We start from the raw sequence: 12,418 nt of genomic DNA, 5'->3' as shown, positions 1-12,418 counted from the left end.
CAAGATGGCCGAGGCGAGCGCGGAAGAGCACCACGAGCAGCGGCTGAGCTGGAAGGAAGGTCTCTTCCTGGTCGGCCCCGACCCGCTGACCTCGCCCTACTACAGCTCTGGCGCGTTGATTGCTGCGGGGGTCGGCTACGCCACCCCGCTGTTTCAGATCGGCCTGTACCTGCTGCTCTTCCTGCTGGCGCCCCTCTATGTCGAGGCGGTGCTGCTGACCTTGAGCAACGGCGGGACCTACGTGATGACCCGCTACTCCCTGGGTCACCTCGGGCGCGTGGCGATCCTCGTGGCCGCCCTCGTCGGCATCGTGATCAGCTTCTCCTACGTGGCCACGGCGATCGTCAGCTTGTTGGCCTACTCGGACTACGTCTACTCGCTGGTCGCAGAGATGCACAGCGGGGCGACGCTGGCGGCGATCGGGCTGTCGGTGATCCCCTCGATCGGCTTTGGCGTGTGGGTGATGCCCCGTCAGTGGCGCCCGGTCAGCGTCGCGGTCCTGGCCACGGCGGGGATCTCGGCGATGCTCAGCTCGGTGATGAGCACGGGGGCGGTGATCATGCTGCCGCCGCTGGTGATGCTCTTCATCCTCAACAACCAGGGGCTCAAGGAGAGCGTCAAGGTCAGCAAGACCATCTTCCTGATCAACTTGGTGGTCATGGGCATCACCATCTTGGTCTGCCTGCTCTCGCTGGTGGTCAACGGCGCCGACTTCTCGCGCTTCATCGACGGGGCCCAGCTGGCCCTCGCCGACAGCCCGGGGCTGGCTGACACCCACGAGCACCACGGCCAGATCCACTCGCTGCCTGGCTTCGCCACCTTCGGGGCCCCGCTGATCCTCGCCGGCGCCGGGGTCTCGATCCTCGGCGCCTCCGGCGTCGAGTCGGTGATGAACATCCCCGAGGAGCTCGACAACCCGCGCCGCGACATCGCCCGCATCTACCGCTGGATGCTCTCGCTGCTCCTGGGCATCGGCGGCTCCTTGAGCCTGCTGCTCTTCTTGGTCCTCGAGCCCGAGCAGCTCGCGGGCAGCGCGAGCTACCTGCTGGCGGTCCTCGGTCAGCAGGGCTTCCTGGGCGTGTTCGGCAGCGAGACCCTGGCCGGGGCCTGGAAGATCGTGATCGTGGCCAACGCCGCGCTGATGCTGATCGGCGCGTGCAACACGGGCTTCGCCGGCGCCCGCGGCCTGTGGCAGACCATGGCCCGCGACAGCTTGCTGCCGCGGATGATCCTCGACCCCAACGAGCACGGGGCCTTCTCGCGCATCCACTGGATGATGCTGATCGCGATCTTCTTGCTGGCGATCGAGGGCAGCTGGGACCTGTCGAAGCTCGAGCGCTGGTACGGGGTGACCTTCGGCCTGGTCATGTTCTCGGGGGTGATCGCCTTCATCTTGCTGCGCAAGTTCCGGTCGGAGGACCGCCGGGTCTACCGCGCGCCGCTGAACTTCAACTTTGGCGGCACCAAGGTCCCGCTCGCGGCGCTGCTCGGGCTCGTCGTGCTCGGCTACGCGCTGCTGAGCATGTACGGCTCCTACAGCGGTGAGCTCGGCGAGCTGCGCACGCTCGTGACCATCGTGGCCTTCGGGGTCGCGGGGGTGATCTTGATGTACAACCACCGCCCGCTGCTGCGCGCGGCCCACAGCTACTACCGCCGGGTGATCGACACCGTGGAGTCGACGGCGATCGAGACCGAGGACCGCACGGTGGTCGTCGCCGTCGGCTCGGTGCGCATCGGTCGGCTGATCGAAAAGGGCATCGCCCTGGCGCGCATGCAGTCCAAGGTCACCGGGATCCCCTACCGCCAGATGGTCGTGTTTCACATGAGCGAGCGGGTGACCAGCGAGACCGTCTACGAGGTCACGCGTCAGTCGATCCGCCCGGCCGGGCTGGCCCCCGACGCCACGCGGATCTTCACCCAGCTGACCGAGCTGGCCCCCGAGGAGCTGCGCGTCTACCTGGCCGTGGTCCCGCCCGTCGACCGCGAGGAGAGCGACAACCTGACCGCGGCCCTCGACAGCCTGGTGGCCTTCCACGACCAGCACAACTTCACCGGCCACATGGTGGTGGTGGGGACCTACGGCGTGGACCCGGAGCGCTTCGCGGGCCTCAACGAGCGCCTCGAGGGCTCCACCTTGGTCCCGATCCCGCTCTACGGTGAGTGATATGCTCCCGCGCGAGCGAGCATGAGCGAGCACGAGATCGGAACCATCGCTTTCCTCGGGGCCGGGACCATGGGCGCGGGGATGATCCGCAACCTGGCCAGCGCCGGCTTCGAGGTCGTCGTCTACAACCGCACCCGCGAGAAAGCCGAGGATCTGGCCCACGCCTGCGGGGTCGAGATCGCCGACGAGCCGGTGTTCGCCGCCCGCGGGGCCGCGGTGATCATCTGCTGCCTGTCCGGGGACAAGGCGACCTGGGAGGTGCTGCTCGGCGAGTCCGGTGCGCTGGCGGGGACGAGCCCTGGGGCCCTGGTCATCGACTGCGGGACGACCAGCCTCGAGCTCACCGCCAAGCTCGCCGCGGCCTGTGAGCACGAGGGCCTGGGCTTCCTGGACGCGCCGATCACCGGCAGCAAGCTCGGGGCCGAGAGTGGCCAGCTGACCTTCATGGTCGGCGGCGACGAGAGCGACCTCGATCGCGCCGCGCCGCTGTTCACGGCCATGGGCAAGCACACCGTCCACGTCGGCGACCAGATCGGCGACGGGCAGCGCGCCAAGTACTGCCTGAACATGACCCAGGCGGTGGTCCTCCAGGGCGTGCTCGAGGGCTACACCCTCGCCAAGCTGCTCGACATCCCCCTGGCCAAGGTCGCCGAGATCTTCGAGCACAGCGCCGGGAAGACCGGCGTGGGCAGCTTCAAGACGCCCTATCTGCTCGCGGGTGACTTCGATCCGCATTTTCGTCTCGACCTGATGCACAAGGATCTGCACCTGGCGCTGGCCCAGGCCGAGGCCCAGCGGGTGCCGCTGGCGGCGGCGACGACGGTGCGCGGGCTCTATGATCAGGCGGTGGCCGAGGGCCTCGGGCCGCGGGACTTCCTGGCGATGGCGACCTTGCTCGAGCGCTGGTCCGGCCTCGAGCTGCGCGAGTGAGTCGCGGGCGGCCCGAACGTTGATCGCAGGGCAGGGGGCCCCTCGCTCGTCCATGTTTTGGGCGGGTAGGGGGGCTTGGGGCTATGCTCGCTGCGATGCGTGAGGCCCTCGCCCGCTTTTTGGTCCACCTCGACAGCGAGCGGCGGCTGTCGGCCAACACGCAAAAGGCCTACGCCCGCGACGTGGGGGCCTTCTTGGACGCCGTCGAGGCTCGCCGGGGGCGCCCGGCCCGGCCCCGAGACCTGAGCGTGCGCGAGGTCCGGGCGCACCTCGCCGAGCTCCACGGCGAGCGAGCGCCGAGCACCATGGGTCGCAAGCTCTCGGCGCTGCGCAGCTTCGCCGAGTTTTGTCGCCGCGAGCGCCTGGTCGAGGACAACGAGGTCGCCCTGGTCCGCCGGCCCAAGCTGGGTCGCAAGCTCCCCGTCGCCCTCCCGGTCGAGGACGTGGGCGGGATGATCGACGGCCCCCAGCGACCAGGGGCCATCGGCCTGCGGGATCGCGCCCTGCTCGAGGTGCTCTATGGCGCCGGGCTGCGGGTCTCCGAGGCCGTGGGCCTCGATCTCGACGATCTGCGCTGGGAGGGGGAGCGGCTGACGCTGCGGGTGCGCGCGGGCAAGGGCAACAAGGATCGCGTCGTCCCGCTGGGTCGCCAGGGCGCCGAGGCGCTGCGCGCGTGGCTGGACCGACGCAGCGATCTGGAGACCCCGCGAAGCCCAGGCGCGGCCGTATTTTTGGGGGCGCGTGGCGGACGACTGGCCAGCCGCAGCGCCCGTGAGGTGGTTTACCGACGCTGCCAGCAAAGCGGCGCCCGGGCTCGGGTGGGGCCACACGGTTTGCGGCACAGCTTCGCCACGCACCTGCTCCAGAGCGGCTGTGATCTGCGAAGTATCCAGTCCATGCTGGGACACGCGAGCTTGTCGACGACGCAGCGCTATACCCACCTCGACATGGGCCGGCTGTTCGAACTCTACGAGCGAGCACATCCGCGGGCTTCGCTCGCAGGCAAGGAGGATGGGGGTGAGTGAGGCGCGAGGCGTCGAGCCGATCTCACCCCTCGCAGACGCGAGATCGGCTAAGATCGACCGGATGGCTCTCGAGCCGACCTCGCGCCTGAGCGTCAACGCCAGCCAGGATCTGCGCGCGCTCCCGCTGACCCCCCAGGAGTTCTTCCTGATCAGCCGGGTCGAGGCCATCGCCGGATCGGAGCCGCCGACGCTCTCGGAGGTCGTCAGCGCCAGCGGGCTGCCCGAGGGCGACGTCCACCGCTCCATCGCCAGGTTGATCGAGCTCGGCGCGCTGTGTGTCGAGATCGTGGCGGCCAAGCAGAGCGGGCAGAGCGGGAAGCGTCACGGCCGAGTCGAGGCGCGGATCGTCCCGCAGCCCAGCGCCGAGGCCGACGACGAGCTGCGCGCGCGTGCGCGCGAGCGCCGGAGGAGCGTGCTCGAGGCGCAGATGCGGGCGCTGCGTCGCAGCGGCGGGGTCACGGAGACGGACAAGGTCAACGCCAAGGCGTCGGCCAAGGCGAGCGCGCGGCCCTCCGCCGAGGCCGAGGAGGCCGGGCTGCCCAAGTCCAAGCTCGAGGAGGCGCGTCGCCAGGCGGCCGAGCCCGCGAAGGCCCAGCCGATCCTCGAGCGGGTCTCTCCGGTGGGCGAGGGGGATCCGCGGCTCCAGCCGGCGATCTCGATCGCCATCGAACGCCAGCGTCGCCTGCTCGCCGTGCGTGACGACCTGCGGCGGATCGGTCACTTCGAGCTGCTGGGCATGGTGCCCGTCGACGACGAGAAGGCCGTGCGCCGGGCCTTCCACGTGGTCAGCCGCGACTTTCACCCGGACAATTTCTACGGCAAGGAGCTCGGCTCCTTCCGCGAGGTCCTCGACGATCTCTTTCGGCGGGCGCGGGCGTCCTACGACTTCTTGATGGACGCGGCTCACCGCCGGGCGCTGGTCGACGCGCACCAGGAGCAGCAGCGCGCCGAGCAGGAGGCGATCGATCGCGACGCCCTGGCCCGCCGCCGCGTCGAGCAGGAGGCGATCGAGCGCGAGGAGGCCCGGCGTGCGGCCGAAGCCCAGGTCGAGGCGGAGCGCGAGGCGCAGAGGGCGCAGGAGCTCCGGGACGCCCGAGAGGCGCGTCGGCGCCAGCAGCTGCGCGATCAGGCGCTCTTGCAGCGGCGCATGCGAGGCCGGGACTATGCCCGCCAGGCGGAGCAGGAGCTCGCTCGGGAACGCTACGGGACGGCTGCAACGCTGTTTAGGCTGGCGCACGAGCACGATCCCGGGAACGAGGAGTATGAGCGGAGGTGGCGCGAGACCTTGAGTGAGGCCCGGAAGCGGCGGGCCGAGACTGGCCTCGCCCGCGGCCGGGAGCTTCGCAAGGCCGGTCATCTGCGGGAGGCCGCTCGTGCCCTGGCCGAGGCGGCCGACGCCGATCCCTCCCTCGCCAACCTGACCGAGGCCATGCTCGCCCTCTGCGAAGTCGAGCCGAATCGGGCCCGCGGCATGGCGATCATGGCACTCGAAGTCCTACAGCAAGCCGGGGCGCGGGGGCTGGTGTTTTCTCCTGGCGAGGCGGCGGCCGTGCACCAGGCCTGCGCGCGGGCGTTTTTGTCTGCGGGTCAGCTGGCCTCTGCCAAGGAGCAGGCCGAGCGGGCCCACACCCTCGCGCCGAGCAGCCAGACGCGGACCCTTCTCAACGCCATCAAACTGACCTAGCCTGATCGAGCCGCTCAGCTCGGCAACAAAAGCATGGAGAACGTCGTCGGAATCGACCTGGGGACCTCGAACTCTGTCGTGGCGATCGTCGAAGACGGCGTGCCCACGGTGATCCCCAACAAGGGCGGGTACAAGACCACGCCGTCGATGGTGGCCGTGTCCGAGAGCGGCAAGCGCCTGGTCGGACACATCGCCAAGCGGCAGGCGGTGACCAACTCGGTCAACACCGTCTACGCCGCCAAGCGGCTGATCGGGCGCAAGTGGGACTCGCCGGCCACGCGCACGGTCCAGGACTCCTGCCCCTACTCGATCGTCGAGGGCCCCCACGGGGACGTGCGCATCGTCTTGCGTGAGCAGGTGTACTCGGTGCCGGAGATCAGCGCCTTCGTGCTCCAAGAGCTCAAGATGGTCGCCGAGCAGTACCTCGGCAGCGGCGTCGAGAAGGCCGTGATCACCGTCCCGGCCTACTTCAACGACAACCAGCGCCAGGCCACCAAGGACGCCGGGCGGATCGCCGGCCTCGAGGTCATCCGGATCATCAACGAGCCCACGGCGGCCGCCTTGGCCTACGGCTTCGGCAAGGACTTCGAGCGCCGGGTCGCGGTCTACGACCTCGGCGGCGGGACCTTCGACATCTCGATCCTCGACATCGGCAACGGCGTGTTCGAGGTCGTGTCGACGGCTGGCGACACCTTCCTGGGCGGCGAGGACTTCGACATCCGGGTGATGAACTGGCTGATCCAGGTGTTCCAGGAGCGCAGCGGCGTCGACGTCCGTGACGACCGCATGAGCCTCCAGCGCCTGCGCGACGCCGCCGAGAAGGCCCGCTGCGAGCTGTCCTCGGTGCGCGAGACGCTGATCGATCTGCCCTTTTTGTACACCACGGCGGGCGGCGAGACCCACCACCTGCAAGAGAGCCTCAGCCGCGATCAGCTCGAGGATCTGACCCGCGACCTGGTCGATCGCACGGTCTCGATCTGCGAGCGGACCTTGTCCGAGGCCGGGGTCGAGCGCGGCGAGATCGACGACGTCGTGCTCGTGGGCGGCATGACCCGCATGCCCCTGGTCCAGCGCTCGGTCGCCGAGTTCTTCGAGCGCGAGCCCTGCAAGGGCGTGCACCCCGACGAGGTCGTGGGCCTCGGGGCGGCGATCCAGGCCGCCGCGCTGACCGAGGACACCCCGGAGCTGCTGCTCCTCGACGTCACCCCGCACAGCCTGGGCATCATGGTCCACGGCGGGACCTTCCACGAGCTGATCGCCCAGAACACCACGGTCCCGACCAGCGCCTCGCACATCTTCACCACGGTCCGCGATAACCAGACCTCGGTGAAGATCCTCGTGCTCCAGGGCGAGAGCGAGGAGGCCAAGCAAAACGAGCTGCTCGGCGAGTTCATCCTCTCGGGGCTGCGCAAGGCGCCCAAGGGCCAGGTCGAGGTCAAGGTCACCTTCTCGATCTCGGCCGACGGCATCGTCTCCGTCGCCGCCCAGGATCTCGACACCGGACGCGAGCAGTCGATCACCGTGACCGCGACCTCGGGCCTGACCGAGGAGGAGCTCCAGCGTCTGGTCGAGCAGAGCCAGGGCTATATGGTCGAGGTTCGAGCCAGCGAGGAGTTCGAGCGCGAGCGCCAGCGCATCGAGGGCCTCGCCGGCGAGGTCCGCGAGCTCTTCCCCCAGGTCGAGGGCATCATGAGCGGGACGAGCTTCGGCCGCGACGCCATCGCCAAGGCCCAGGCGGTGCTCGAGCGGGCCGACCGCGAGATGAAGGGCAACGACCTGCGCGCCCTCGGGGACGTGGGCGAGAGCCTCGAGCGCACGCTGAACATGTTCCGCGGCGTGGTCACCAAGACCAACCTGTCCTGAGCGACGCGGGCGCCCGCGAAGGGCAGCGCGTGCTCGACCGCCGATAGGGCAGCGTCGCCGCTGGTCGTCGCCTCACTGCTGACGGCGACGACTCGAGCGAGCGCGCCGCCAGCCGAGCAGGGGGAGCAGCGCGAGCCAGGCGAGGGGATGGCCGCCGTCTCGGCGGTCGGCGCTGCGGCAGCTGCAGCCGTCCTCGCCGAGGTCGTCTCCCGACGTGTCCTCGCCGTCGCCGGTGTCGTCGCCGATCTCGTCGCCGGAGCCCGTCGAGTCGGGGGGAGGGCCGTCTTCGGTCGAGTCGTAGGGGTCGCTGGACTCGCTGGACTCGCTGGACTCGCTGGACTCGCCCTCGGTCGAATCGCTCTCGGAGGACTCGTCGTCGGAGGACTCGTCGTCGGTGGACTCGCTCTCGGCAGACTCGCCCTGATCCGGGTCGCCCTCCTCGAGGCCGCCATCGCAGGCCTGGTCCTCCTCGCAGGTCAAAAAGGCGCAGCAGGGGTCGAACTCGACGGCCTCGACCTTGGCGGCCAGGCGCTGCTGGAGGACCTCGAGGGTGTCGAGTTCGAAGTGTGTCTCGGCGCCGCCGGATCCCCAGGCGGCCATCTGATCGAGCTGGGCGATGACCTCGGGCTGGTCGAGGGCCTCGCCCAGGCCGAGCACGTAGGTCTCGATCCCCGCCTGGGCCATGGACTCGAGGGCGGCCTGGACCTGGGCGTCCGTCGAGTAGCCGGTGTAGCCGCCATCGGTGATCAGCACGTTGACGTAGGTCGTCTGCGCGGAGGTCGGGTTGTCGGCGGCGCCCAGCTGCTGGGCGTGATACTCGGCCTGGTTGCTGGCCATGCGCTCGAGGCCGAGGTGGACGAAGGCGCCCGAGCCAGCGCAGGGGCCCTCGCCCTCACAGCGCGGCATGTGGCTGAGGGTCTGGGGCTCGAGGCAGGGGTCTTGCTGCGCGCCGTCTTGGAAGGTCCAGGTGATCGGGGCCCCGCCCCAGGGGTCCTCGCAGCCGGGCTGCTCGCAGGAGGAGAGCGGATCCAGGGCCCAGGCGATCGCGTCTTGGGTGCAGGGCCGATACTGGATCAGTACGCGCTGCTCGCCGGGGTCGGGCTGGTCGTCGCCGAACACCGAGAGCCCGATGAGGCTGAGGTCGCCGATCTCGGCGAAGCCCGCGGGGTAGGTAAAGAGCGGGCCGGCGAGGAGCTCGCGGGCCATGTCCCAGCTGGTCTCGCCCATGGCCCCGGGCGCGTCGCCGACGTTGAGGGTCGAGGACGAGGCGTCGAGCAGGACCATGATCCGCGGCTTCGAGCTCGCGCACTCGGGGACCTCGACGGCGTCGATGATCTCCAGGATGAACTCGGCCATGGGCTGCTCGAGGGCCGCGGGGGAGTCGCCCTCGAGGGCCACGCCGCTGCCCCCCGCCGCGGCGAGGGCGTCGGCTTCGGCCTTGGCCGCGTCGTCACCTGGGAAGGCCATGACCTGCGTGGCGATGCCGGCGTCCAGCAGCGCCGCCGCGCCGCCGACGGGGTCGGCCTCGGCCGGCGCGTCGACGCCATTGGGGCCGGTCCAGTCGCCCTGGGTGAACACGATCGCCATGCCCTGGCGCGTACCCATGTCCTCGGGGTGGTCGGCCGCGGTCTGAGCGAACTCGAGGGCGGCGCGCTCGAGGGCGCCCAGGGTCCAGCTGCCGATGCCCTCGCTCGCGCCCATCAGCGGCGGCGCGAGCGAGGAGAGGTGCGCGCTCAAAGGCGCGCAGTCGCGCCACACCAGCGCCTCGTCATCCCACTCGAGGTCGAGGGCGAGGCCGTCGACGAGCCCGCTGTCGTCGCCGGGGATCGTCGTCCCGGGCGCGTCGGGATCGGGGTCGTGGCCGTAGCGGAGCAGCCCCATGTAGGTGTTTTGTTCGACGAAGCCGCCCGGCTGGGTGAGGGTCTGGAGGGTCGAGACGAGCGCGTCCCAGCGGGTCTGCTGCTCGAGCGCGTCCCAGGTCTGATTCATGGCCGTGGAGTACTCGACCACGAAGAGCACCAGCGGCTTTTTGAAGGTGCACTCGCCCTCTTGGGGGCAGTCATCGCCGGCTCGGCTGGGCGCGCTCGAGGTGACGCCCACGGCGATGGCGGCGAGCAGGCCCAGTTGGAAGGTGATGCGTCGGCGCGCGGGGGTCATGCATCCCTATGTTCGAAGCGGCGCCCGGCCTTCACGCAAAGCCACGGGCGCGCTTGGTGGCCGCGCTCAGCCGAGGCCGAATTCGCACGCGATCAGCACGTCGTGCTCTCCGAGCGCGGGGGCGGGGCGATCGGGCGTGCGCCCGATCCCCTGGGTCGCCGGGCCGGGGAGCTGCAGGCTGCCGCCGTCGGGCATGGGGGTGTGCTCGAGCAGGCCGGCCGTAGCGAGCAGGGGATCCGCGCGGGCCTCGTCGAGCTCGTGGACCGGGGCCACTGGCAGGTTGGCCGCGGCGAAGTGGGTGAGCCACTCGTCGCGTGGTCGGCTGGCGAGGCGCTCGCTGACGGCGGCGGCGGTGGCCTGGCCGCGGGCGTCGAGATCGAGGCCGGACACGGCGAGCTCGGGCAGCTCGATGGCCTGACAAAAGCCGATCCAGAACTTGGGCTCGAGGCAGCCGACGCTGAGCAGCTTGCCGTCGCCGCAGCGGTAGCAGCGGTAGCAGGGCGCGCGGCCGGACAGGGCGGTCTCGCGCAGCAGCCCACCTCCGCCGGCGGCCGCGTCGGCCCACGGCCAGGTGAGCAGGGGCAGGGGACCGCTGGCCAGGGACTGGCTGACCCGCCGCCCGCGGCCGCCCGTGTTCGCGCGGCCGAGGATGGCGGCGAGCACCGAGGTGCAGGCGAGCAGCCCGGTGGTGACGTCGGCGACGAGCACCCGGGGGATCTCGTGTCCATCGCCGAGGTGCAGGCGCTGACCCGGGAGCAGGTCGAGCAGGCCCGTGAGCCCGGTGAGGTTGAGGTCGTGGGCGACGCGATCGTCACCCTCGGCGATGCCGGGGAGCGAGCAGGTGATCAGCCTGGGGTTTTCGTCCTCGACGGCGTCGAGGTCGAGGCCCCAGCGGGCGAGGGTGCCGGATCGAAAGCTCTCGATGAAGACGTCGGCGCGGCGCAGGAGGGTGCGCAGCTTGGCCATGTCGGCGGCCTCGCGCAGGTCGAGGCGCAGGGACTGTGCGCCGCGATAGTGGGCGCAAAAGCCCGCGCCCGTGCCCCCCATGAGGGGCGGGGCGGCGCGCAGAGGATCCCCGCCTCGCGGGGCCTCGACCTTGATCAGCCGGGCCCCGAGATCGATGAGCCCACGGGCGAGCACGGCCCCGGGGACCATGCGCGAGCAGTCGATGACCAACACGCCCTCGAGGGGGGGCGGCGCCGCGCTCATTGAGGATCCTGGCCAGGGCCCTTGGGGTCGCGGGGAGGGACCGTCAGCTGGGGGATGTTGGTGGCGCGCTGGGCCGGATCCGAGGCGGGCTTGGGCCGCCCGGCGGGGGGAGGCGGGAGCGCGCCGGCCTTGGCCGGAGGCGGTGGCACGGGGGCCTGGGCGGGGGTCGGCGCGGCCGGAGGCGGAGGCGCGGCGGCCATGGCCGACGGAGCCGGGCTCGCCGTGATCGGGGGCGCGGGTGGCTGGGGAGTCGGGCCTGCCTCGGGCGGGGGCGGGGCCGCGAAGGTCGGCGGCGGCGCAGCGCGAGCGCCCGATGGGTCCGCGCCGCCAGTTCCTGCGCTGGTCACGGGGGGAGCCGAGGTGACCGGGGGCGTCGAGGTGGCCGTGGGGGGCGCGGCCGTGGGGGGCGCGGCCGTGGAGGGAGCGGTGGGCGTCTGGGCCGGTGTCTGGGCTGGCGGCTGGGCGCGCCTCGCTGCGGCGGCCGTCCCTCCCGAGCCGGGGACGAGGTCGACCTCGAGCTGCTCTTTGCCCTCGCCCTCGCTCGGCGCGTCGCCGGGCGGGCGGATCTCCACCTCGAGGTCGGGCCGGGGGATCCGGTCCGTCGGCGAGTTCTCGAAGGCCTCGCGGGTGTTGGCCGCAGCCGCGCCCGTGCCCGCGCCCTCGTCTTCGTCGGGCGCGAGGGTGTCGAGCTCGGCCTGGGAGAGCTCCTCGATCTCCTCGAGCGAGGGCTCGGGCCGCGCGCTGATGGTCGAGCGCGTCGGCAGGCGCAAGAAACGAGAGATCAGCATCTCGACCTCGCGGCGGAGGTCGTCGATGTTGCCGTCGTTGTGGATGATGTAGTTGGCCCGCTGGCGCTTCTCTTCTTCGGGCATCTGCACGCGCATGCGCGCGAGCACGTCGTCGGTGGTCAGCGTGTCGCGGGCCTTGACCCGGGCGATGCGGGTGTCGGCCGAGGCCGTGACCAGGATGACGGCGGTCATCTCGTCTTGCTGCTCGAGCTTCTTTTCGAACAGCAGCGGGACCTCGTAGATCATCACGGGGTGGCCGGCCTTCTCGAGGGCGTCGAGGACCTGCTCGTAGCGCTCGCGGATCCGCGGGTGCAAGATCGCCTCGAGCTGGCGGCGGCGATCCGGCGCGTTGAACACGATCTTGCCCATGCGCTTGCGATCGAGCTCGCCGCGATCATCGAGGACCGTGGGACCAAAGGCCTCGACGACGTCGGCGAGGCCCTCGCTGCCCGGGGCCACGACCATGCGCGAGAGCTCGTCGGCAGAGACCACGGGGATGCCGTATTCCTCGAGCATGGCGGCGACCGTCGACTTGCCGCTGCCGATCCCGCCGGTGAGTCCGTAGACCTCCATCGCCTGCGAGGGTAGCAGAGCCGGC

Annotated in this window: 8 protein-coding genes; 5 read left to right on the top strand and 3 right to left on the bottom strand. The window is 70.9% G+C overall.

Annotated features, from left to right (window positions below; all coding sequences use genetic code 11):
* Positions 1-4 precede the first annotated feature (4 nt).
* The 5 genes from G6O69_RS30060 to dnaK all read left to right on the top strand — a co-directional run bounded on the left by G6O69_RS30060 (position 5) and on the right by dnaK (position 7,666).
* Positions 5-2,164, top strand: coding sequence for an amino acid permease (locus G6O69_RS30060; protein ID WP_172306910.1), 2,160 nt, complete (start codon positions 5-7; stop codon positions 2,162-2,164).
* A 21-nt stretch (positions 2,165-2,185) separates the two neighbouring features.
* The gene (locus tag G6O69_RS30055) at positions 2,186-3,094 is read left to right on the top strand and encodes an NAD(P)-dependent oxidoreductase (RefSeq protein ID WP_172306909.1); all 909 of its coding nucleotides are present in this window, start codon (positions 2,186-2,188) and stop codon (positions 3,092-3,094) included.
* 95 nt (positions 3,095-3,189) lie between these two features.
* Positions 3,190-4,119: a tyrosine recombinase XerC gene (locus G6O69_RS30050; protein ID WP_172306908.1), complete on the top strand. Its 930-nt coding sequence runs from the start codon at positions 3,190-3,192 to the stop codon at positions 4,117-4,119.
* 61 nt (positions 4,120-4,180) lie between these two features.
* Positions 4,181-5,803, top strand: coding sequence for a hypothetical protein (locus G6O69_RS30045; protein ID WP_172306907.1), 1,623 nt, complete (start codon positions 4,181-4,183; stop codon positions 5,801-5,803).
* A gap of 33 nt (positions 5,804-5,836) precedes the next feature.
* Positions 5,837-7,666 (top strand): molecular chaperone DnaK, encoded by a 1,830-nt coding sequence (gene dnaK / locus G6O69_RS30040; protein WP_172306906.1) that lies wholly within the window; start codon positions 5,837-5,839, stop codon positions 7,664-7,666.
* A 72-nt stretch (positions 7,667-7,738) separates the two neighbouring features.
* Here dnaK and G6O69_RS30035 read toward each other — a convergent pair whose 3' ends face one another.
* The 3 genes from G6O69_RS30035 to coaE form a co-directional block, all read right to left on the bottom strand.
* A complete protein-coding gene (locus G6O69_RS30035) occupies positions 7,739-9,823 on the bottom strand; it encodes a flagellar biosynthesis protein P (protein ID WP_172306905.1) in 2,085 nt (694 codons plus the stop codon).
* Positions 9,824-9,889: 66 nt separating this feature from the next.
* A complete protein-coding gene (locus G6O69_RS30030) occupies positions 9,890-11,032 on the bottom strand; it encodes a CoA transferase (RefSeq protein ID WP_172306904.1) in 1,143 nt (380 codons plus the stop codon).
* Positions 11,029-12,393, bottom strand: a complete 1,365-nt coding sequence (gene coaE / locus G6O69_RS30025; RefSeq protein ID WP_172306903.1) for a dephospho-CoA kinase — start codon at positions 12,391-12,393, stop codon at positions 11,029-11,031. The genes G6O69_RS30030 and coaE overlap by 4 nt, the downstream gene beginning before the upstream one ends.
* Positions 12,394-12,418 lie beyond the last annotated feature (25 nt).

It is taken from the genome of Pseudenhygromyxa sp. WMMC2535, assembly GCF_011083025.2.
Note: the sequence above shows the minus strand (reverse complement) of the source record. Positions and strands in the feature narration are given on the sequence as shown.

Coding starts and splice junctions, on each gene's coding strand:
- G6O69_RS30060 (WP_172306910.1), top strand. CDS start 5: ATGGCCGAGGCGAGCGCGGAAGAGCACCACGAGCAGCGGCTGAGCTGG.
- G6O69_RS30055 (WP_172306909.1), top strand. CDS start 2,186: ATGAGCGAGCACGAGATCGGAACCATCGCTTTCCTCGGGGCCGGGACC.
- G6O69_RS30050 (WP_172306908.1), top strand. CDS start 3,190: ATGCGTGAGGCCCTCGCCCGCTTTTTGGTCCACCTCGACAGCGAGCGG.
- G6O69_RS30045 (WP_172306907.1), top strand. CDS start 4,181: ATGGCTCTCGAGCCGACCTCGCGCCTGAGCGTCAACGCCAGCCAGGAT.
- dnaK (WP_172306906.1), top strand. CDS start 5,837: ATGGAGAACGTCGTCGGAATCGACCTGGGGACCTCGAACTCTGTCGTG.
- G6O69_RS30035 (WP_172306905.1), bottom strand. CDS start 9,823: ATGACCCCCGCGCGCCGACGCATCACCTTCCAACTGGGCCTGCTCGCC.
- G6O69_RS30030 (WP_172306904.1), bottom strand. CDS start 11,032: ATGAGCGCGGCGCCGCCCCCCCTCGAGGGCGTGTTGGTCATCGACTGC.
- coaE (WP_172306903.1), bottom strand. CDS start 12,393: ATGGAGGTCTACGGACTCACCGGCGGGATCGGCAGCGGCAAGTCGACG.